This window comes from Allorhizobium sp. nf9_anc, from assembly GCF_056323085.1.
Window position 1 is genome coordinate 2,434,469 of the sequence record NZ_CM150481.1, and the last position, 22,230, is coordinate 2,456,698.

17 protein-coding genes are annotated in these 22,230 nt (G+C 63.0%); 12 read left to right on the forward strand and 5 right to left on the reverse strand.

Translation table 11 applies throughout. The features are described from left to right. Positions 1-87 precede the first annotated feature (87 nt). From AC02Y0_RS11795 to AC02Y0_RS11805, 3 genes are all read left to right on the forward strand, one after another. Positions 88-873 (forward strand): SDR family oxidoreductase, encoded by a 786-nt coding sequence (locus AC02Y0_RS11795; RefSeq protein WP_476379107.1) that lies wholly within the window; start codon positions 88-90, stop codon positions 871-873. Between the two features lie 126 nt (positions 874-999). Continuing rightward, on the forward strand, positions 1,000-1,227 hold the full coding sequence (locus AC02Y0_RS11800) for a hypothetical protein (protein ID WP_476379108.1): 228 nt from the start codon (positions 1,000-1,002) through the stop codon (positions 1,225-1,227). A 116-nt stretch (positions 1,228-1,343) separates the two neighbouring features. Continuing rightward, on the forward strand, positions 1,344-2,135 hold the full coding sequence (locus tag AC02Y0_RS11805; protein WP_476379109.1) for a hypothetical protein: 792 nt from the start codon (positions 1,344-1,346) through the stop codon (positions 2,133-2,135). Between the two features lie 63 nt (positions 2,136-2,198). On the opposite strand, the gene AC02Y0_RS11810 is transcribed toward AC02Y0_RS11805, so the two are convergent. Further along, the gene (locus tag AC02Y0_RS11810; protein ID WP_476379110.1) at positions 2,199-2,396 is read right to left on the reverse strand and encodes a hypothetical protein; all 198 of its coding nucleotides are present in this window, start codon (positions 2,394-2,396) and stop codon (positions 2,199-2,201) included. Between the two features lie 261 nt (positions 2,397-2,657). Here AC02Y0_RS11810 and AC02Y0_RS11815 point away from each other — a divergent pair, with 261 nt between their 5' ends. From AC02Y0_RS11815 to AC02Y0_RS11830, 4 genes are all read left to right on the forward strand, one after another. Further along, entirely contained in the window at positions 2,658-3,950 is a 1,293-nt protein-coding gene (locus AC02Y0_RS11815; RefSeq protein ID WP_476379111.1) for an Hsp70 family protein, read from the forward strand. A 257-nt stretch (positions 3,951-4,207) separates the two neighbouring features. Further along, positions 4,208-5,098, forward strand: a complete 891-nt coding sequence (locus tag AC02Y0_RS11820; protein WP_476379112.1) for a uracil-DNA glycosylase — start codon at positions 4,208-4,210, stop codon at positions 5,096-5,098. 143 nt (positions 5,099-5,241) lie between these two features. Then, entirely contained in the window at positions 5,242-5,433 is a 192-nt protein-coding gene (locus tag AC02Y0_RS11825; protein ID WP_476379113.1) for a hypothetical protein, read from the forward strand. Between the two features lie 152 nt (positions 5,434-5,585). Next, positions 5,586-5,744: a hypothetical protein gene (locus tag AC02Y0_RS11830; protein ID WP_444558666.1), complete on the forward strand. Its 159-nt coding sequence runs from the start codon at positions 5,586-5,588 to the stop codon at positions 5,742-5,744. A gap of 100 nt (positions 5,745-5,844) precedes the next feature. Here AC02Y0_RS11830 and AC02Y0_RS11835 read toward each other — a convergent pair whose 3' ends face one another. Beyond that, positions 5,845-6,741 carry a hypothetical protein gene (locus tag AC02Y0_RS11835; protein ID WP_476379114.1) on the reverse strand — a complete coding sequence of 299 codons (897 nt, stop codon included), beginning with the start codon at positions 6,739-6,741 and terminating at the stop codon, positions 5,845-5,847. A gap of 332 nt (positions 6,742-7,073) precedes the next feature. Between AC02Y0_RS11835 and AC02Y0_RS11840 the strand changes: the two genes are divergently transcribed. Next, a complete protein-coding gene (locus tag AC02Y0_RS11840) occupies positions 7,074-8,309 on the forward strand; it encodes an MFS transporter (RefSeq protein WP_476379115.1) in 1,236 nt (411 codons plus the stop codon). Positions 8,310-8,312: 3 nt separating this feature from the next. On the opposite strand, the gene AC02Y0_RS11845 is transcribed toward AC02Y0_RS11840, so the two are convergent. Further along, positions 8,313-9,251, reverse strand: coding sequence for a DMT family transporter (locus tag AC02Y0_RS11845; protein WP_476379116.1), 939 nt, complete (start codon positions 9,249-9,251; stop codon positions 8,313-8,315). A 288-nt stretch (positions 9,252-9,539) separates the two neighbouring features. Between AC02Y0_RS11845 and AC02Y0_RS11850 the strand changes: the two genes are divergently transcribed. The 4 genes from AC02Y0_RS11850 to AC02Y0_RS11865 all read left to right on the forward strand — a co-directional run bounded on the left by AC02Y0_RS11850 (position 9,540) and on the right by AC02Y0_RS11865 (position 17,792). After that, positions 9,540-10,649, forward strand: a complete 1,110-nt coding sequence (locus AC02Y0_RS11850) for a methyl-accepting chemotaxis protein (RefSeq protein WP_476379117.1) — start codon at positions 9,540-9,542, stop codon at positions 10,647-10,649. Between the two features lie 247 nt (positions 10,650-10,896). Beyond that, a complete protein-coding gene (gene pepN, locus AC02Y0_RS11855; protein WP_476379118.1) occupies positions 10,897-13,545 on the forward strand; it encodes an aminopeptidase N in 2,649 nt (882 codons plus the stop codon). Between the two features lie 264 nt (positions 13,546-13,809). Further along, positions 13,810-16,164 (forward strand): PAS domain-containing sensor histidine kinase, encoded by a 2,355-nt coding sequence (locus tag AC02Y0_RS11860; RefSeq protein WP_476379119.1) that lies wholly within the window; start codon positions 13,810-13,812, stop codon positions 16,162-16,164. Positions 16,165-16,301: 137 nt separating this feature from the next. Further along, on the forward strand, positions 16,302-17,792 hold the full coding sequence (locus AC02Y0_RS11865; protein WP_476379120.1) for an oligosaccharide flippase family protein: 1,491 nt from the start codon (positions 16,302-16,304) through the stop codon (positions 17,790-17,792). A gap of 9 nt (positions 17,793-17,801) precedes the next feature. Here AC02Y0_RS11865 and AC02Y0_RS11870 read toward each other — a convergent pair whose 3' ends face one another. Further along, complete coding sequence (locus AC02Y0_RS11870; RefSeq protein WP_476379121.1) at positions 17,802-20,762, reverse strand: bifunctional [glutamine synthetase] adenylyltransferase/[glutamine synthetase]-adenylyl-L-tyrosine phosphorylase; 2,961 nt, start codon at positions 20,760-20,762, stop codon at positions 17,802-17,804. 52 nt (positions 20,763-20,814) lie between these two features. Then, positions 20,815-22,230: a sensor histidine kinase gene (locus tag AC02Y0_RS11875; protein ID WP_476379122.1), complete on the reverse strand. Its 1,416-nt coding sequence runs from the start codon at positions 22,228-22,230 to the stop codon at positions 20,815-20,817.

Consider the following 22,230-nt stretch of genomic DNA (forward strand, 5'->3'; position numbering starts at 1 on the left):
GTTCATCCACAGATGATCGGGCTTCCGATCCAGTCCCGCGCCCGATAGACTGCGCGCAAAGACATCATATCACGGAAGGATACACCCATGGATCTCGGCATTTCCGGCAAACGCGCCCTCGTGCTCGCCGCCTCGCGCGGCCTCGGCCTCGGTATTGCAAACGCGCTCGCGGCCGAAGGTTGCCATGTGCTGATCTGCGGGCGCACGGAAGAGAAGCTGAAGGCCAATGTCGAGGCGATCAAGGCTGCCGGCGGCAAGGCGGACTATGTCGTGGCTGACATCGCCGATGCCCATTTCGTCGACCAGATGCTGCACGCGGTTCATCATACGCTTGGGGGTATCGACATCCTCGTCAACAATACCGGTGGCCCGACGCCCGGCACCGTCGAGGATATGGATGCCGAAAAGCTCTATAATTTCTTCCAGTCGATGGTCGTCAGGGTCATCACGCTCACCAATGCCTTGGTGCCCTTGATGAAGACGCAAGGCTTTGGCCGCATCCTCACCGTCGCCTCCTCAGGCGTTTTCGAGCCGATCCCCAATCTCGCCCTGTCCAACACGCTGCGCGGCGCGCTGGTCGGCTGGAACAAGACGCTATCCTCGGAGCTCGCCTCCTATGGCGTGACGGCCAACATGCTCCTGCCGGGCCGCATCCATACGGACCGGATCGACGAGCTCGACGGGGCCAATGCCAAGCGCACCGGCCGCAGCCTCGACGAAGTGCGGGCCGCCTCGGTCAAGTCTATCCCCGCACAGAGGCTCGGCCGTGTCGAGGAGTTCGCTGCCGCCGGCGCCTTCCTCTGCTCGGTCCCGGCGAGCTATATCACCGGCACCATGCTGCGCGTCGACGGCGGTGCGGCCCACTCGATCTGACGATCGGGACTTGCTCTTCAGGTCGCCAAATTCGCATTGCCTAAAATGCGAATAATCGACTGAACGGGTTGGAAATCTCTTGCGTTTACTCCAAAGCGAGAAACCTGGGAGATGAGAGTTCCCGTGATGACCGATGCCGGACATGAAGACCGGATGCTGCTGGCGCTCGAGCCTGCCGCTTTCGTACCCGATCTCGAGCCAGCCGTCGAAGAGCGCCCGCGCGTCCCGCGCTCTCGAAATGCCACCTATGGCCGGATCATCGACCACTTCCTCGCCAAGCTTGAAACCTTCGACGATGAGTTAGACGGGCTGGAGACCGCGCCGATGGCCGCGCGCCTCTATCAGGACGTCTGAAACGCCCCTCAATATCGAGGGTATTTGACATAAACTGCATGAACGAAAGCGACGATCGTTCAAGAGATTGCTTGTATTAGGGCTGGCGACAATAAACCCCAACCCTATGGTCAATCATGCTCGCCCCCTTACTTCTCGGTTCAGGTTCATCCGGAACCACAACCCGTCCGTCGTCTGGCACGACCTCGGGATCCGGCAGCAGCACGTCGGGCTCGACGTCGCAGCCGCCACCGTCGGAAACCACCCAGCCGTCCTACCAGGAGCCGGAAGCGGCAGCGCCCGACGATATCGACGATGGCACCTATCAACCGACACCGGTTGCGGAAGAGCCGGCCACTGCCGAGACCGAAGCGCAGGCAGCTCCTGAAGAAGTTCCCGTTTCTGACGATGCGGCTCCTGCCGAAGAGGCAGCTGACGCTGACGACGCTGCCGCCACGGTCGAAGAACCGGCCGCCGACGCTGCCGATGCGGAAGCGCCGGCTGACGACGCCGATGCAGCGCCCGAGGCAGACGCCGCGCCTGAGGAAGATCCCGCAGCCGAGGCAAGCACGCCCGCGACCACGCCTTCACCCGTTGCGAACGACCGCCCGGTCCCAACGGCACCGGCGAGCGAGCGCATCTCGGAAGAGGACGCGATCGAGGCTGCAGCCCTGGCCGAGTATCGTGGTCCGCAGGTGGCCGCTGAAAACGAAGTTAGCAACTTCGCACAGCAGTTGACCACGCTGATCGAGCAGAGCCTGAACAGGGCGCGTGAGCGGGCACTGGAAGTCTCGCAGGCACGGATCATCGCCGGGCTGCTTTCAGGCGCCGAGACCCCGCAACCGTCCGCGACCTCTGCCCTCACCGCAGATGCCGAGCGTCAGCCCGTCGACGTCGCCGAAGCCATCCGGGCTTATCGCCAGGCCTGAGTTCGACCGCCGCAAGGTTGAAAGGGCCCGCCCAGCGGCGGGCCCTTCGCATTTCTGCCAGCCTCAGCGCCGACGCAGCATCACCAGACCGGCGACACCCACGACAGCCAGGATGGCCCCATACATGATCCACGGGCTCTGATCGATCATGAAGCTCGACGCCGGATAGGGAAAATGACCGGACCCCTGCCCTATCCATACGAAGCCCAACAGGATGGCGAGAGCGGCGAGGCAATGCAGGGCGATGCGCATGGGTGACATCTGTCGATCTCCAGGGTGAAGCCGACCATAGACCCTGTCGCGAACAACAGCCAGAGCGACCGCTTCGCTGTGGCCGTCGATGCCGTAGATCGTGTCTGCGCTCCCACCTGCGTTCCCATCACAGACGTCACAAAAAGGTCGCTTGCCCTCGCCGCCCCCCTGTGGCATCAGGCGCCCTCTTTCATGTCTCGGCATCCGCCGAGCACGACCGGCTCGCCGGTTCTCACAGACAATCAGGCATAAATAAAAGGAGCGATGGCCATGGCTGAAGCGCTTGGGCTCGATTTCGGCACGACCAATACCGTGATCGCCGTCGCGGAAAACGGAGACGACACACGTTCGGTCTCCTTCACCTCTCCCGCCGGCACCGCCGACAGCATGCGCACCGCGCTCTCCTTCCTCAAGGATCCGCAGCTCGGCGCAGGCGCCCTGAAGGTCGAGGCGGGCCAGGCCGCCATCCGCACCTTCATCGACAATCCGGGCGACTGTCGCTTTCTGCAGTCGATCAAGACCTTCGCGGCCTCCGCTCTCTTCCAGGGCACGCTTGTGCATGCCCGCCGCTTCCAGTTCGAAGACCTGATGGAGGTTTTCCTGAAGCGCCTGCAGGCCTATGGAGGCGATGGCTGGCCTGAGGGGGCGAAACGCCTCGTCGCCGGCCGCCCTGTGCATTTCGCCGGCGCGAGCCCCGATCCCGCCCTTGCCGTCACCCGCTACAACGAGGCGCTGACGCGGCTTGGTTTCCCCGAGATCCACTATGTCTATGAGCCGGTTGCGGCCGCCTTCTACTTCGCCCGCACACTGAAGCGCGATGCGACCGTCCTGGTCGCCGACTTCGGCGGCGGTACGACCGACTTTTCGCTGATCCGCTTCTCGACGGAAGCCGGCAAGCTGAAGGCAACCCCGATCGGCCAGTCCGGCGTCGGCATCGCCGGCGATCAGTTCGATGCCCGCATCATCGACCAGCTGGTTGCCCCTGAAATCGGCAAGGGCAGCCAGTTCAAGAGCTTCGGAAAGCTGCTCGATGTTCCCAGCAACTACTATCTCGCCTTCTCCCGCTGGAATCAGCTCTCGGTCTTCAAGACGCTCAAGGAATTCGCGGATCTGAAATCGCTGGTGCGCCAGGCCGAAGAGCCGGAGAAGCTGGAGCTCTTCATCGACCTCATCGACCATGACGAAGGCTATCCGCTCTACCAGGCGGTCTCGGGCACCAAGATGGCGCTTTCATCCGCCGAAGAGGCCGATTTCCGCTTCGCGCCGCTCGGCAAAGCCGGCGAAAAGCGCGTGACGCGCCGCGATTTCGAAAGCTGGATCGCCGACGATCTCGTCCGTATGGAAGAGGCGCTCGACGATGTCCTGACCAGAACCAGCACCGAGGCCGGCAGCATCGACAAGATCTTCCTCACCGGCGGCACATCCTTCGTGCCCGCCGTGCGCGACATCTTCCACCGCCGCTTCGACGCATCCCGCATTGAGACCGGCGGCGAACTCGTATCGATCGCCCACGGGCTTTCGCTGATCGGCGAACGCGACGACATCGAGCAGTGGGTGGCGTGAGGTCAGCTTCATGAGGGCGCCGAAGACGAGCGCCGTCATAGCATTCCACTGCCCCTCACCCTACCCTCTCCCCGCAAGCGGGGAGAGGGAGGAGCGCCGCGGCGGCCGTATCGGCCTTCTCCCCGCCTGCGGGGGGAAGGTGCCCGAAGGGCGGATGAGGGGCATCCCGCCCCACCGTCAAGATGAAGGCTGATCGGTACCACCTTCCCCGCGCTTTCCATTTGCCTTCCGCCTGCCGAAGGCACTAGAACGGGGCCATGATCCAAGCCCACGACATGACGCCCGCAGAGCTTGCAGCGCTTCTCGCATTCCATGCGGAAGCGGGCGTCGAATGGCTTGTGGAAGACGATCCCGTCGACCGGATTGCAGCCTTTGCGGCAGAGAAGGCGGCGCGTCAGGTGGCGCGCCCTGCAGCAGAGACATCGTCGGCGCAGGTGCCGGCGCGCGTCGCACCTTCGCGGAGTACCGCCCCCTCCGAACGCCAGCCTGCACGGGCGCAGCCGTCTCAGGGTTCGGCCCTGCCGGCGATCCCCGACGAGAATGCTGTTGCCGAGGCGCGTTTTGCAGCCGAAAGCGCCCGATCGCTCGCCGAGCTGAAGATGGCCATCGAAGGCTTTACCAGCTGCAATCTCAAAACGTCGGCGCGTTCGACGATCACGGCACAGGGCGACGGCTCTTCCGGCATCATGGTGATCGGCCCCATGCCCAATGCCGATGATGACCGCGAAGGACTGGCATTTTCCGGCCGGGCCGGTCTGCTGCTCGACCGGATGCTTTCGGCCATCGGCCAGACGCGCGAAAATGTCGTCATCTCGACCGTCATCCCCTGGCGTCCGCCGGGCGACCGCATGCCGTCGACCCCGGAGACCGCCATCTGCCGGCCGTTCATCGAGCGACAGATCGCGCTCGTCGAACCGCGCCTCGTTCTCGTGCTGGGCAATTTCGCTGCCCGCTTTTTCTTCGGCGAGACGGGCACGATCCATGCGCTGCGCGGCAAATGGCGTGAACTTGGCGCCGGCGGCCATGCGGTGCAGGCCATGGCAACGCTGCATCCACAGGAGTTGCTCGCCGCTCCCGCCAGCAAGGCGCTTGCCTGGATGGACCTGCTTGCCTTCTCCGAGCGGCTGCAGACACCGTCAAACGACTAAATTTCGGGCAATGTAAACAAATTATGAAATCTGCCATGCGCCAAACGCATGGCAGGCACGCTATCACGTCGGTTGCCGAATCTATGCTGCACTGCGATATTGAAAGGGCAAAGTGGGAGGGACACTTTACAAGGAAGACCGCCGTGAGCCTTCGGACCCGCCCCATCCACTGCAAGTTCGAGACCCTGCGTCTGGCCGGTGAACATGGCCGCAGCAGCAACCCTTACAACCGGTCGAGCCCTTCCGTTGCCGTAGAGCAGCTGAGCGCACGTTTCGCAGGCCATGCCGGTCGCATTGCCCGCCCCGCGAACAGCTTTGCCGAAAGCCGCTTCTAAGCGCCCTCTCTCGCAGCAGCACGCGGGCTTTGCGCACGCGCTTTGCTCCCCTCGCATAGCAGCCCTTCCGCATTGTGCATTGCAATAACGGTTCATCACTGAACTAATAAGGGCATCAAATTTGCCATGCGTCAAAAGCAGAGGACACGACCATGAACATTACATTTCATCCCGTCCGCAGCCTGCGTCAGGCCATGCACCAGATCGGCCATGCGGTGAACGCCTCGGCTGAGCTGTCCCAGGCCGCCCGTAAGCGCCAGCAGGCGCAGGATCGCGGCGAACAGCGGGCGCTTCAGCCGCTCGGCTTCTGATAGACTAGAGATTCACTGGACGATCTGCCAAAGCCCGCACCTGTGCGGGCTTTTGTCGTTATGCGTGTCAGAAGAGTGCGTCCTACCTTGCCCCCAGGGCTCAGGCTTCGCGCGCCACGCCGAGGCGCGGATCATGCTTTCCCAGGCGGACGGGCCCGCAGATCTTTTCGTGTGCGAAATCGACGATCGAGAACTTGATCGCCTGCCAGCCGCAATATTCGTCGAGAAAGTCACGACGCAAAATGCAGTGATTGCGGTCGCCGTCGGGCCAATGGAGACAACCGGTCTCCACCGCGCGGCGGAAGAGGCGTTGCAAGTGCGTCCGCGAAATCATGAAATGCTCGGCCATGATACGCGCATCGATGCGGCCGATATTGTAGCCCTCGCCATCGGGGGCGAGCTCCATCGCGCGGCGCACCAGTTCGTCCATGACAAGGCCGCCGGCTTCGGTCCAGAGGAAAAGCGCCACCCGCGGCGGCGGCTCCAGCCAACTCTGGTTCAGACAGGCCCGCCGCGCGATCTGCGGCTGGATCAGGCGGAAGAGATCCGGCTGGGCAAGAAGCGTGGCGGCGCGGTCGCCGCCATCGAGATGGTCAAGCAGCTCGAAATTGGTCACCAGCCACTGAAACATGGCATGTGTGGGAATCTCTGTCGCCTCGTAGCGCTTGGGCCGGCGATTGGGATCGCCGACGATGCGCACGAATTTATAGCTCAGCAACTGATCGAGAAAGTTCAGGACCGTGTTGCGGCTTGCGGCATTGTTGGAGGTGATGATCTCGCGCAGATTGGTCGTGGTCAGCCCGCTTCCCGGCTGCGACGGATCATATTCGAGCTGCAGGGCAAAGGCCGCCTGGCTGAGCAGCCAGCGCTGATGCGAGGCAAGCATGCGCGACAGGCGCGGGCTTTGGTCGAACTGACTGCGCAACTGTCCGGCATAGGCGCGGAGCGCCGGAATGAATTGCGGATGACCGGCGATGTCTGCGGACGAAAGCGTCATGACACGCCTCCGTATCCAGTCGAAGGCTGAGCCAAGGCGACGAGCGACGAGACAAGCGGGCGCATCGGCCCCCGGTCTGTCATGTATCGCTTCGCCTTTATCAGCGCCATCAGATCCCTTTGACCGGCACCTGCTCGTTCGCCGGCGCCTCTCTTTTCATGATTGTTGTCAAGGTAAACGAATTCCTTATGACGTTTCAATCCTTTATTACCGATCGGCGCGGGAAGATGCGTCTTGCACCCGCAATGCGCCGCGTCGCGTCGTATTCAACATTTCACACATCCGGCGATGCTGGCACTATTCTGGTCCAGAATGCGCCCCGGGGAGGCCCCATGCTGTCCAGTCTCGCATCGATCGCCACCCTGATGCTGTCGACTTTGTTGATGATGGCCGGCTTCGGATTGATGGGCTACATGCTGCCGATCCGGTCGCTGAACGAGGGCTGGTCGACCGTCATCATCTCGGTCATCGCCACCGGCTATACCTTTGGTTTCACAGTTTCCTGCATCGTCACCCCGATCTTCGTGCGGCGTGTCGGGCATGTGCGCGTCTTCGGCGCGTTGATAACGCTGCTGACGGTCTCCATCCTGCTGTGCGCGCTTGTCGTCGAATGGTGGGCCTGGATGATCTTCCGCGGCCTGTCGGGCTTTGCCATCGCCGGCGCTTATCTCTTGATCGAAAGCTGGCTCAACGAGCGGGTGACGAACGAAAATCGCGGCGCGCTCTTCTCGGTCTACATGGTGACCTGCCTCGTCGGCTCGATCGGCGGCCAGTATATCGTGCCGCTCGGCGACGTGAACGGGCCGGACCTGTTCATGATCTGCGCGCTGATCTTCTCGCTCGCGCTCTTCCCCGTTGCGCTCTCGACTGCCCAGTCCCCGACACCGATTGCGGAAGCCCGCTTCGACTTGAAGCGGCTCTATCGCCGCTCGCCGATCGCCTTCTTCGGGTCGCTGCTGTCAGGCGCCTTGTCCGGCACCTGGGGCAGCCTCGGTGGCGTCTATTCGCAAACTATCGGCATGAGCACGGCGCAAGGCGCGACCCTGCTTGCCGCCTTCCTTGCCGGTGGTGCGCTCTCCCAGGTGCCGATCGGTCGTATCTCGGACCGCATGGATCGTCGTCTGGTGATGATCGCGTCCGGCCTCTTTGGTGTCGGCGCCTGCGGCCTGATGATCAGTTTCGGCGCGGAAGATCCAACCGCGCTTTACGTGGCCGGCTTCTTCGTCGGCACCGTGCTTTACCCCGTCTATTCGCTCAACGTGGCGCATGCGAACGACCTGGCCGAACCGGACGAATATGTCACCCTGTCCAGCGCCATCATGATCCTCTACGGCATGGGCACGGTCACCGGGCCGATCATGGCCGGCACGCTGATGCAGTGGCTCGGGCCGAATGCGCTGATCGGGTTTCTCGGCATGGCCTTTGCGCTTTATGCCGGTTACGCCGCCTGGCGCATCACGCGACGCCCGGACAATGTCACGCCGGCCGACAAGTCAGACTTCCAGGCGACCATCCTGCCGATGCAGGGTGCCGACAATGCCTCGCCGATGGCCGACACGGACCGCTGAACCTCAGCCCTGGGGTGTCGATGCCTTGCGTGCGGCGCGGCGCTCAAGGCCGAGCTGGTGTTCGCGGTAAATGATGAAGATGCCTGCTGCAACGACAATGGCCGCCCCGATCAACGTGGTGGCTGTCGGCACCTCCGAGAACAGGATGTAGGCGGCGATCGAGCCCAGGATGATCGAAATGTATTCGAACGGGGCGATCGTCGAGACATCGGCGAAGCGATAGCTTTCGGTGAGCAGGATCTGTCCAAGGCCGCCGAGGAAGCCGGCCATGGCGAGCAGCCCGAGTGCCCGCCAGGACAGTTCGGCCCAGCCGAAGAACCAGGTGAGCGCCGATAGCAGTGCGGCCGTCAGGGAGAAGAAAAGCACGATCGTTGCAGTCTTTTCCTCGCGCACGAGCTGGCGGACCTGCAGCATCGCGCCGGCTCCCAGCATTGCCGAGATCAACACGGCCACCGCGCCGACGGCAGCCTCCGAGCCCATGCCCTCGTCGCCGAACAGGGTCAGCTTCGGCAATGAAATGATCAGCACGCCGACAAGGCCGATGAAAACCGCCGTCCAGCGATAAAGGCGCACCGTCTCCTTCAGAAAGATCGCGGCAAAGACAACGGCGATCAGCGGCATGGCATAGCCGATGGCGATCGCGTCCGGCAGCGGCAGGTGCACGAGCCCGTAAAAGCCCGCACCCATGGCGCAAACGCCGAGCAGGCCGCGCTTCACATGCCCGACCGGATTGTCGGTCTGCACCGCCATCCGCAACTCGCCGCGCCAGGCGAGATAAACGACGATCGGAACGATCGCGAAGGCGGAGCGATGAAAGCTGATCTGGCCGGGTGGGATTCCGCTGCCGGCAAGCTTGATGCAGGTCTGCATGGCGACGAAGACCGAGACCGAGCAGACTTTCAGCACGATACCGCGCAGGGGATTGGGGTCGGCAAAGGCCATGGTGACTGCTGTCTTGGATGCGGCGGGCGCCTGACGCGCCGTGAACGGGAGGGCGGCAAAGGCGATCGCCTTTGAATCATCTGGGAATAGCTTGCATGCCCACCAGGAGGGCGCAAGTCCGCAATTGCGGGCATTACCCCCAGAAATGACCGTAAAAACCCAAGCTTTCCGCCATTTTTTGTTAACCAGCCGTTTAATCGGGGAAAATATATTTCCTGCCAATAAGTCATATTTATTCGCGATCGACTGCAATTTTTAGAGGTCTCTTTTCAACCGGGGTTTGGCGCCATGCCGCAGGCCGTTTCTCAGACCAATCCGATTTCAGAGATCCGCGCCACACCCCGGTCCATGCGCCTGGTCACCGAAAGCATCGGTTCAGACCTAGAACATTTCAGCACCGACAACGCCCTTATCGTGCGCCAGATCCGCTTGCTGGCAATCAATGCCCTGATCGAGGCCGCCCGTGCCGGCGAGACCGGCAAAGGTTTTCACGTCGTTGCCAACGAGGTTCAGCGCCTGGCGCAGGGTGCCAGCGAAACCGCCGAGCGCTTCCAGCAGAACGTGCTCGGCCGGATCCGCCAGAGCCGCAGCATGGCAGACGATCTCGTCGAGCAGATGGAAGGTCTGAGGCTGATCGATCTTGCCCAGACACTCGTCCAGTTCATCGTCCGCAACCTCTTCGAGCGCACCGCCGATGTGCGCTGGTGGGCGACCGACAGCGCGCTCTGGGAAGCGCTCGAACAGCCCTCGCCCGAACGCGCCCAGCATGCAGCTGCCCGCCTCGGCGTGATCAACCGGTTCTACACCGTCTATCTCGATCTCGTCATGACCGATGCGCGGGGCGTGGTTATCGCCTCTGCCAATCCGCGCTATCAGCGCAACCTGAAGGACAAGGACCTCTCGTCCGAAGCCTGGTTCCGGACGGCGCGCAATTGCCGGAGCGGCGACGACTACATCGTCGACACCGTCAAGCGCAGCGGGTGCCACGATAACCGCGATGTCCTTATCTATGCCACCGGCATCCGCGCAGCCGGCCGCACGGATGGCGCGCTTGTCGGCACGCTCGGCGTCTATTTCGACTGGCAGGCCCAAGGCCAGGCGATCGTCGAAAAAGAGGCGAACCTTCCGCCGCAAGTGGCCGACAAGACCGAAGTGCTGTTGCTCGACGGCGCCAATATGGTGATTGCCTCCTCGCGCCCCGAGCGGATCTACACGCATTTCGCGCTCAACAATCCGCAGCAACTCGCCAAGGGCAGCTATTATGACCAGAGCGGCGCCATCGTCGCCTTCGCCAAGACGCTGGGCTACGAGGACTATGACGGGCTCGGCTGGTCCGGCGTGATCATTCAGAGCATGGATAGCGATGAAGAGCTGCGGCAGCAGCTCAGGCTGAAGTGACGAAACGCACAGCCAACACCTCTGTCTAACTCAAGATCAGTTTTGACTATTCTTGGATTTCAGCCGGCATCGGCCTGGTTTTGGCGAAGAAAATTGCAAGCCTTGCCAAGAGCATCGCCGAAACTAGCTCGCGTTTTAACAATCGTTCAGAAATTGCTGCAATCATCCCCGGCAACTTGACCCCATTCGGCTCCGAGCATTCCAGCTCGTGCCGGGGTGGCCAACCCCGCAGCGACCAGGACACACAATGCGCACAGACACGGGCCGGATCGTTCATCTGGCAGACTACCGCCCCACCGACTTCGTTCTGGAACGGGTTGATCTGACATTCGAACTGGACCCGACGGAAACCAAGGTGGAAGCCCGGCTGATCTTCCACCGGCGCGAAGGCGTCGATGTGAACGCGCCCCTGGTGCTCGACGGTGACGACCTCACCATGACGAGCCTGCTCTTCGACCAGATCGAACTGGATCCGGCGCGCTACACCGCGACGCCTGAGAGCCTTGTCATCCGCGACCTGCCGGAATCCACCCCCTTCGAGATCACCGTGGTGACGATGATCAATCCGGAAGCCAATACGCAGCTGATGGGTCTCTATCGCACCAACGGCATCTATGCGACGCAGTGCGAGGCCGAAGGCTTCCGCCGCATCACCTATTTCCCTGACCGGCCTGACGTGCTCGCCGTCTACACAATCAACATCATCGCCGACAAGGCCGCCAATCCGCTGCTGCTCTCCAACGGCAACTTCCTCGGTGGCGCCGGCTTTGGCCCGGACAAGCATTTCGCTGCCTGGTTCGACCCACATCCGAAGCCGTCCTATCTCTTTGCGCTGGTCGCCGGCGACCTCGGCATCGTTGAAGACACCTTCACCACCATGTCGGGCCGCGAAGTCGCGCTGAAGATCTATGTCGAACATGGCAAGGAGCCGCGTGCGGCCTACGCCATGGATGCGCTGAAGCGTTCGATGAAATGGGACGAAGAGGTCTTTGGCCGCGAATACGATCTAGACATCTTCATGATCGTCGCCGTCTCCGACTTCAACATGGGCGCCATGGAGAACAAGGGGCTCAACGTCTTCAACGACAAGTTCGTGCTGGCCGACCCCGAGACCGCGACCGATCAGGACTACGCGAATATCGAGGCGATCATCGCGCATGAATACTTCCACAACTGGACCGGCAACCGCATCACCTGCCGCGACTGGTTCCAGCTCTGCCTGAAGGAAGGCCTCACCGTCTATCGCGACCACGAATTCTCGGCCGACATGCGCTCGCGCTCGGTCAAGCGCATTGCCGAAGTCCGCCATCTGCGCTCCGAACAGTTCCCGGAAGATGCTGGCCCGCTTGCCCATCCGGTACGCCCGACGAAGTATCGCGAGATCAACAACTTCTACACGACGACCGTCTATGAGAAGGGTTCCGAGGTCACTCGGATGATCGCGACCATTCTTGGCCGCGATGGCTTCAAGAAGGGCATGGACCTCTACTTCGAACGTCATGACGGTGATGCCGCAACGGTCGAGGATTTCGTCAAGTGCTTCGAGGATGCGAGCGGCCGCGACCTCACCCAGTTCTCGCTCTGGTATCACCAGGCCGGCACACCGCAGATCACCGTCTCCTCGGCCTATGACGCCGGTGCCAAGACGCTGACGCTGTCGCTCGAGCAGATGATCCCGGCCACCCCCGGCCAGAGCGCCAAGGAGCCGATGCACATTCCGCTGCGCTTCTCGCTGCTGTCGGAAACAGGGGCAGAAGCCACGGCGTCTTCGATCTCCGGCGGCGAAGTCGCCGGCGACGTTCTGCATCTGACGCAGCGCGCCCAGACCTTTACCTTCTCCGGCATCACCAGCCGTCCGGTCGTCTCGCTCAACCGCGGCTTCTCCGCCCCGGTCACGCTGCATTTCGCCCAGAGCACTGAGGACCTCGGCCATATCGCCCGCCATGACAGCGACCTCTTCGCCCGCTGGCAGGCGATCACCGATCTTGCCCTTCCTGTGCTGACCGATGCTGCCAAGACTGCCCGCGACGGTGGCTCTGTCACGGCCAGTGCCGCCTTCGTCGATGTGCTGCTCGCGGTTGCCGCAGACGAGGCGCTCGAGCCCGCCTTCCGCGCCCAGGCGCTCACACTGCCGAGCGAGGCCGACATCGCGCGGGAACTCGGCGGCAATAACGATCCGGATGCCATCCATGCCGGCCGCCAGGCCGTGCTCACGGCCATCGCGACGTCGGGCGCGGACATGTTTGCCAAGCTGCACGCCACCCATGCGGCAAGCGGCCCCTTCTCGCCGGATGCCGCCGGTGCCGGCAAGCGGTCGCTGAAAAACATCGCCCTGTCCTTCCTGACGCTGGCGCAGAACACGCCTTCGCTGGCCGCTGATGCCTTTGCCAAGTCCGACAACATGACGGACATGTCCCAGGCGCTCACCATCCTTGCCCACCGCTTCCCCGATGCGACCGAAACGAAGGAGGCGCTTGCCGCCTTCGAGACACGCTTCGCCTCGAACGCTCTGGTGCTCGACAAGTGGTTCTCGATCCAGGCGACGATCCCGGGTTCCGCCGGCCTCGACCGGGTCAAGGCTCTGATGCAAAGCCCGCATTTCGCCCCGACCAACCCGAACCGCGTCCGCTCGCTGGTCGGCACCTTCGCCTTCGGCAATGCGACCGGCTTCAACCGCGCAGATGGCGCTGCTTACGCGTTCTTCGCAGAGCAGATCCTCGCGATCGACCCGCGCAATCCGCAGCTCGCTGCCCGCCTCCTGACCGCTATGCGCTCCTGGCGCCTGCTGGAACCAGGCCGCGCCGACAAGGCACAGGCAGCACTTGCGACGATCGAAGCCTCGCCTTCGCTCTCGACGGATGTCCGCGACATCGTAGACCGCATTTTGAAGGGCTGAGACGCCCCTCCGCTCTGATGCAAAAGGCGCCGGCAAAACCGGCGCCTTTTTCGTCCACAGAGGTTTTTCCGCAACCGGATCGCTGCCCATTTTTCCATGAGATTCAGCCTCTTGCCGCAGCGCCAATAAAAAAGCGGAGTCGGAGCAAGGGGTTAATATTTTCTTTACCCACCGGCTCTGGACAAGGCGAATCGGCCATGATTCCTTGGCGTCAGATTCGAGCGAGCGGCGCTTCGAATCACACGAGGGATAGAGGCAGGGACGATGTTGGACGCGCGGCGGGTCACCGCAGCCGATGAGCGGCTGCGCATCAAATTTTCGGACATGGGGACATTTTTTCGAAATCTCGGCGAGGCGCTTTTCGGCGGCACGCCAGCGCTTTCCGGTCAGGCTTCCGTTCGGTCGAGGCGCATCGAGACGATCCTGCGCCGGGCCATTCCCGTCCTGATCCTCGCCTTTCTCGCCGTCGTGGCGCTCGCCCGGACGATCGGCATCGTCAACGAGCACCAGCGCATGGAGACCGCCGTCCGGCAGTCGACGGCGCTCATCGCAGCTACGGTCAATGCCGCCCTCGGCGAGCGTCCGGAACTGTTTGAAACGCGCAACCGCACTGAGGCCGAGAAGCGCCTCTCGCTCTTTCTTGATCGCGAGCATTTCTCGAACGGCGCCTTTGTCCTGCTCGTCGATCCCACAGGCCGGGTCTTCGGATCCTCGCCCGAGGCTGCAGCCCAGGTTGGCCTGATGTTGTCCAGCCTCCTGCCCGAGGTCATGACCATTCGCCAGTCCGGCAGCCGCACCGGCGCGATCGAGACCGATCTCAACGGCGTCCTGCATCACGCGATCTTCACGCCCATCGGCACCGATGGCGCGATGATCGTCACCGCCCATTCATTGCAGGCGGTCGAAGACTTCTGGCGCCGCGAGCTCTCGCTCAACGTCACGCTCTTCACCTGCATCTCGGTGATCCTCTTCGTCATCCTCTACGCCTATTTCTACCAGGTGAAGCGAGCGCGGGATGCGGACGACACCTTCCTCGAATCCAACCTGCGCGTCGAAACGGCGCTCGCCCGTGGTCGCTGCGGTCTCTGGGACTTCGATCTGGAGAGCCGCAAGCTCGTCTGGTCGCGTTCGATGTACGAAATGCTCGGCCTTGCTCCCTCTTCGCAGCCCTTGGCCTTTGCCGATGCCGCCCGCCTCATGCATCCCGATGACGGCAATCTCTATGCGCTGGCCCGCTCCGTCGGTCGTGGCAGCTCCCGCCACATCGACCAGATCTTCCGCATGCGCCACGCCCAGGGCCATTACGTCTGGATGCGCGCCCGCGCCCAGATCATCTCGTCCAGCACCGGCGACCTGCATGTCATCGGCATTGCCATGGACGTGACCGAGCAGCACCGCCTCGCCCAGCGCTATGCCGAGGCCGACCAGCGTCTCGCGGACGCCATTGAATGCACGTCGGAAGCCTTCGTGCTCTGGGACAAGAATGACAAACTGGTCGCCTGGAACGGCCATTTCCAGAAGGTCTACAGCCTCCCCGACGCCGTGCTGGTCCCGGGCAAGGAGCGATCCCTCGTGATTGCCGCAGCCGGTAAACCGATCATCCAGCGCCGCATTGCGGACGCAGACGACGGCACCAATTCGCGCACCTCGGAAGTGCAGCTCGCCGACGAGACCTGGCTGCAGATCAACGAACGCCGCACCCGCGACGGCGGCCTCGTCTCCGTCGGCACCGACATCACGCTTCTGAAGCGCCACCAGGAGCGCCTGCGCGACCAGGAACGCCGCCTGATGAACACGATCAGCGATCTCTCCGCCTCGCAGCGCATCCTCGAGCGCCAGAAGACCGAGCTGTCCGACGCCAACGAGAAGTATCTCGCCGAAAAGCAGCGCGCCGAAGCCGCCAACAAGGCGAAGTCGGAATTCCTCGCCAATATGAGCCACGAGCTCCGCACGCCGCTCAACGCCATCCTCGGCTTCTCGGAGATCCTGCTGGCCGGCATGTTCGGCCCGGTCGGTTCGCCGAAATACGAGGAATACGCAAAAGACATCCACGAGAGCGGCAAGCACCTGCTCAACGTCATCAACGACATCCTCGACATGTCGAAGATCGAGGCAGGTCAGATGAAGATCCGTTGCGAAACGATCGATCTCTGCCCGCTGATCGAAGAGAGCATGCGCCTCACTGCGATCCCGGCCGAAGAGAAGAACATTACCGTCGAACAGCGCGTCGAGCCCGGCCTTTCCGTTGTCGCCGACCGCCGTGCGATCAAGCAGATCCTGCTCAACATCCTCTCCAATGCCGTGAAGTTCACCGATGACGGGGGCCGGATTGCGCTGCGCGCCCGCCAGGTGGAAGGGGCCGTGATCGTCTCCATCGTCGATACCGGCATCGGCATCCCGAAGAGCGCGCTTGGCAAGATCGGCAATCCCTTCGAGCAGGTGCAGAGCCAGTATGCCAAGTCGAAGGGCGGATCCGGTCTCGGCCTTGCCATCTCCCGCTCGCTGGTGGCGCTCCATGGCGGCTCGCTGAAGATACGCTCCCGCGAGGGCCATGGCACCGTGGTGTCGCTGCGCATCCCCGACGTCGTGGCAGCCCAGGGCGTCAAACGGCGGGCTTGACGCCCGCCTGCCCGTTCACCCGCCCTTAACCCTTCCCGCCGAATAGAAGCCCGGGCTTACCCATCCGTAAGGGTCGCCGGGCCATGACAGGCTCGGGACAGTCCGGTGACAAACCGGAGGGACAAACAGGGACCGCAATGGCCAGTGAAGGCAAGCCGCGCAATCGGCTCTATGTCAATTTCATCATCAACCTGATCGGCGCCCTGTTGCCGATCCCGGTGATGATCCTGACGGTCCCCGTCTATATCGATTATGTCGGCGACGCCCGCTACGGCGTCATTTCCCTGATTTGGGTGATGATCGGCTATCTCGGCTTCCTCGAGCTTGGCCTCGCCCCCGCCACCATCAATGCACTGGCCCGCCTCGACCATTCCGCCCAGCGCGAACGTGCCCGCGTCATCGTCACGTCCTTCACCATCAATGCGTCGATGACCTTCTTCGGCGCCTTTCTGCTCTATCTGCTCGGCTCCTATATCGTCGGCGGCGTGGTGCAGGTGCCGATTGAGATCGAGGATGAAGTGAAGGCGGCCATGCCCTGGATCGCGCTTCTCCTGCCGCTCGTCATCCTCAACGGCGCCGGCATCGATGCGATCGAGGCGCGCGAGAATTTCGCGCTCGCCAATGTGTTGCAGGTCTCGGGTGCGATCTTCGCGCAGATCCTGCCGCTCGCCTTTGCCGTCTTCGTCTCGCCCGATCTCGGCACAGTGATCCCGGGCGCCGTGCTCGCCCGGGTGATCCTGATGCTTGCCATCTTCGTCGCCATCAACCGGATCGAGGGCCCGATCCGGATCACCGATTTCGACATGGACCGGGCGCGCAAGCTTCTGTCCTATGGCGGCTGGGTAACGGTCTCCTCGGTGCTCACCCCCATCCTCGGCTCGCTTGACCAGTTGATGGTCGGCCGCTTCTTCGGCGTCGCCGCCGTCACCTACTACGCCGTACCACTCAACCTGATCTCCCGCAGCCAGATCATCCCCGGTGCGATCTCGCGCGCGATCTTCCCGAGGCTTGCCAGTTCGGAGGCCGAAGAGGCCAAGGCACTCAGCGCCCGTGTCCTCGTGGTGACAGCCCTCCTCTATGGCGGCATCTGCGCCTCAACGATCCTGCTCATGGATCCGCTGCTCACCCTCTGGCTGGGCGAGGCCTTCGCCGATCGTGCTGGCGTGCCGGCAACGATCCTCGTGACTTCGATTTGGCTGAATTCGATGATCTTTGCGCCCTACTGGCTGATCCACAGCCAGCACAGGCCGGATCTGATCGCCAAGCTGCATCTTGGCCTTCTCCTGCCCTTTGCCGGCGTCCTCGTCCTGCTCACCATGGAATTCGGCATCGTGGGTGCCGCAGTCGCCGCTGCCCTACGCTCGCTCTTCGACTTCGGCGGTCATCTGACCCTGAGCGGCATCCTGCGCCGCGTTGCCTTCCCGCTCGCCCTGCCCTTTGCGCTCCTGGGTGCCGCAACACTCGCCCATCTGACGATCGACGACTGGCTCACCGCCTTCATCCTCGCCTGCGCCGTCTGGCCCCTGGTGGCACTGCTCGTCTTCCTGCTCGACCGCACAACCTTCAATTTGCTGGTGGGCTTTGCGCTGAAGCCGCTCAGGCTGATCGGCAATCGGCCGGCCGAGTAGCCGGAATTCTCAGGCCGAGGCGGCCACCACCCGCGAAAACACCTTGCGCACAGCCTTGGACAGCCGTCTGATCTCGGCCTCGGCGGTCTTCATGTCAGGACTGTCGGCAGCTCGTGCAACGCGGTCGGTGAGGCCCGCCGGAACGGTCGAGGGATCGAAGGGGCCGTCGATGCAGAGGCGAATGACCTGCGAGAGATCGGTATAGAGCTTCAAGGCTGTGAGGCAGGTGTCGAGGTCGTTCGGGTCGATGAGATCCCCTAAGGCCTTCAGCGCATCTGCGGTCGAGAGTTCGTTTGTCCGCACGCGATGCCCCTTCGCCGGGGCAACCAGCGCCAGATATTGGGCGATGAACTCGATATCAACAAGGCCACCGGGAATGAGCTTCAGGTCCCAGATATCCTTCGCTGGCTTCTCCTGCTCGATCAGCGCCCGCATTTCCAGAACGTCCTTGACGGTCTTCGCCTGGTCGCTCGGCGCTGCCAGCACCTCCTCGATGATCGTCTCCGCCTCCGCGATCAGGCTCTGATCGCCGGAGAGCATGCGTGCCCTTGAGAGCGCCATATGCTCCCAGGTCCAGGCCTCCTCGCGCTGATAGCGGGCAAAAGACCTGAGCCTTGTCGCGACCGGCCCCTTGTTGCCGGAGGGGCGAAGCCGCATGTCGACTTCGTAAAGCACGCCTTCCGCCGTCGGCGCCGAAAGCGCCGCGATCAGGCGCTGCGTCAGTCTCGTGAAATAGCGCACCGGATCGAGGGGCTTCGCGCCATCCGATTCTGCCGCCTCGTCGTCATGCTCGTAGAGCAGGATCAGGTCGACATCGGATCCCGCCGTCAGCTCGTAGGAGCCGAGCTTGCCCATCCCGGCCAGTGACACCCGCCCACCGGGGATCTTGCCATGGGCGGCTTCCATTTCGGCCACCACTGCCTTCAGCGCTTCATCGATGACGAGGTCGGCGAGATCGGTGAAAGCGTGGCCGGCTTGCGCTCCGCCGATGGAGCCGGTCAGCAGGCGTATACCGATGAGGAAGCGCTGCTCGGCGGCAAAAATGCGCAGCCGGTCGAGGATTTCCTCGTAATGCCTAGCACTCGATAGGAAACTCTTCAGCCGCTTGCCGAGATAGTCACGGGTGGGAAGTTCGACCAGGAGGCCCGGGTCCAGCATGCCATCAAAGACATGCGGTCGCGCGGCGATGATCTCGGCGAGCCTTGGGGCGGCCGCCATGATGTTGACCATCAGGTCGAGAAGGGCGGGATTGTTGCCGAGCAGCGAGAAGAGCTGGATGCCGGCGGGGAGGCCTGAGAGGAAGTTGTCGAAGCGCAACAGCGCCTCGTCCGCGCGACGGCTCTCGCCGAAGGCCTTCAAGAGATCCGGCGTCATCTCGGTCAGCCGCTCCCGCGCTTCCACCGATTGCGTCGCGCGGTAGCGGCCGTAATGCCAGGTGCGGATAACGCGGGAGATATCCTCCGGTCGCTCGAAGCCGAGCCCTTTGAGGGTCTTCAGTGTATCCGGATCGTCCTTCTGCCCGGTGAAGACGAGATTGCCGGTTGCGCTCGACAGGCCCTCTTCCTTCTCGAACAGGCGGGCGTAGCGCTTCTCCACCGTCTTGAGCGCCGTTTCCAGCGCGCGCGAGAAGGCCGTCGTGTCGATGAAACCCAGCATGAAGGCGATGCGCTTCAGCTCGGCTTCCGTCTCCGGCAGCACGTGCGTCTGCTCGTCGTGTACCATCTGGATGCGGTGCTCGACATCGCGCAGGAACCAGTAGCAGTCGGTGAGTTCTTCCGCCGTCTGCTCGTCGATCCAGCGGGCGGAGGCGAGCGCCTTCAATGCCTCCTCAGTGGGACGGCAGCGCAAGTCCGGCATACGGCCGCCGGCGATCAGCTGCTGGGTCTGGGCGAAGAATTCGATCTCGCGGATGCCGCCGCGTCCGAGCTTGACGTTGTGACCCTTCACCGCGATCGCGCCGTGGCCCTTGTGCACATGGATCTGACGCTTGATCGAGTGGATGTCGGCAATCGCCGCATAATCGAGATATTTGCGAAAGACGAAGGGCACGAGTTCGCGCAGGAAGCCTTCGCCCGCCTTCAGGTCACCTGCCACCGGCCGCGCCTTGATGAAGGCAGCCCGTTCCCAGTTCTGGCCCCTGCCCTCGTAGTAGATCAGCGCCGCCTCGACCGGCACGGCAAGCGGTGTCGAGCCCGGATCGGGCCTCAGCCTCAAGTCGGTGCGGAAGACATAACCATCCGCGGTGCGCTCCTGCAGGATGCGCACGAGACGGCGCATCATCCGGCCATAGGTCTCCATGGCGTCGTCAGGATCCTTGAGGATCCCGGCTTCCGGATCGTAGAAGATCACGAGGTCGATGTCGGAGGAGTAGTTGAGTTCGCGGGCGCCGTGCTTGCCCATGCCGAGCACGATCAAACCGCTGCCTTCGGCCGGATTGTCCCGATCCTTCAGCGTCAGCTTGCCGCCGTCATGGCCCGCAAGCAGCAGATGATCAATCGCGGCTGCCACGGCCGCATCGGCGACGGCGCTCAGCCAGGCGGTCGTGTCGCGGGCGGTAAAGACACGGGCGAGATCGGCAAGCGCGGTGAGGAAGGCAACCTTGCGCTTGGCGCGCCGCAGCCGCGCCATGACTTCGGCCTCGGCGGGGACGGCACCGGATGCGTCAGGCCGCCAGGCATGGCGCGCCTCGTCGATCGCATCCAGGATCTGCGGCTCCAGCGGAGAAGCGACAGCCTCAAGCAGCAATGATGGCTTCAGGTTCGCGACATCGCGCAGATAGGGCGAAAGCGTAAAGGCCGAGAGCACGAACGTCCGAAGCGGACCGTCCGTCGATAGATGCTCGGCCAGTGCCGGCTCCTGCTTGGTGAGGTCCTTGAGCAGCGCTACCGCCGCCTTCAGCTCCGTCTGGTTCAGCGGACGGATCACTCCATCGGCCACCTCGGACAATCTGCTCGTCCTGCCGTTCCCCATCAGCATCTCCTCTCCCGGTCGAGATTTCTTGCGAATCTCAAACCGGAACAGGTTACGGCTTCATCCCGGGAAAAACCATGGTGGCCGTCAGACCCGGGTAATCGGGGTGATTGCGGGTGTCGGACAAAACCAGCCGCCCGCCATGCAGGGCCATGATCGCCTCGACGAGCGACAGGCCTAGACCGGTGCCAGGCTTGGAGCGGCTCTTGTCGAGCCGCACGAAGCGTTTGACGACCTCGGCGCGCTTGTCTTCGGCAATACCAGGCCCCTGGTCGGAGACCGCGATCTCAAGGCCGTCGGTCCCACGCGACACGCGCACCCGGATCTCGGATCCCGCATCACCCTGGCTGCCATATTTGATCGCATTGTCGATCAGATTGGCGATTGCCTGGCCGACCAGTTCGCGATTGCCCCGCGCCGAAAGTCCCGGTGCGATCTCGCAGACCATCGCCTGCCCCGCCTCTTCCGCCACCGGCTCGTAGAGTTCGGCGCTGTCAGCCGCGATCGCGGAGATGTCGATATCGGTGAGTTCGGCCGCGATCGAGCCGGCCTCGACGCGGGAGATCATCAGCAGCGCGTTGAAGGTCCGGATCAGCTGGTCGGATTCGGCAATGATCGTCTCAAGTGCCGCCTTCTTGGCCTGCGCATCGTCCTCGTTCAGCGCATCGGCCGCCTTGTTGCGCAGCCGCGTCAGTGGCGTCTTCAGGTCATGGGCAATGTTGTCGGAGACCTGCTTCAACCCCTCGTTCAACTGCTCGATACGCCCTAGCATGCCGTTCAGCGATGACGACAGCCGGTCGAACTCATCGCCGGAGCCTGAGACCGGCAGGCGCTGGGAGAGATCACCAGAGATGATCTTCTCGCTTGCCGCCGAGACCCTGTCGATGCGCTTCAAGGCATTTCGCCCGATCGCAAACCAGATGACCACCGCTCCGATCCCCATGATCAGCAGCGCCACCATCAGTGCCTGACGCACGAGAAGCCGCAGCTTGCCAGGCTCACCGAGATCCCGTCCGACAAGCACTCGAATGCCATTGTCCAGCATGAAGACGTGACCGGTCGCGAGATGGCGCTTCACGCCCCCACTGTCGGTGTATCGCTGGTAGCGGAAGGGGAAATTGGTCCAGCCCTCCTCGTCGAAGACGCCGGGCTGCAGGGAGGCGACATTGCCGGCCAGGATCTCGCCATTGGGGCTTGCGATCACATAGAGGTTTGCCCCCGGCTGGCGGGCGCGGCGCTCCATGGTCCGCAAAAGCTGGTTGATGCCGCCGCGCTCGAAGGCACCCTGGATCTCCGTCACTTCCTGGCGCAGCGCCTCGCGCGTCTGGTTGTTCAGGATACGCTCGGCGAGCCCCGTGACGTAAAAGACAAGGAAAGCGGCGCAGAGCGCGAAGAGAATGATGTAAAGGGCCGAAAGCCGGACAGCCGTCGACTTGGCGAGCACGCCCAGGCGGGACTTCAGCCGCAT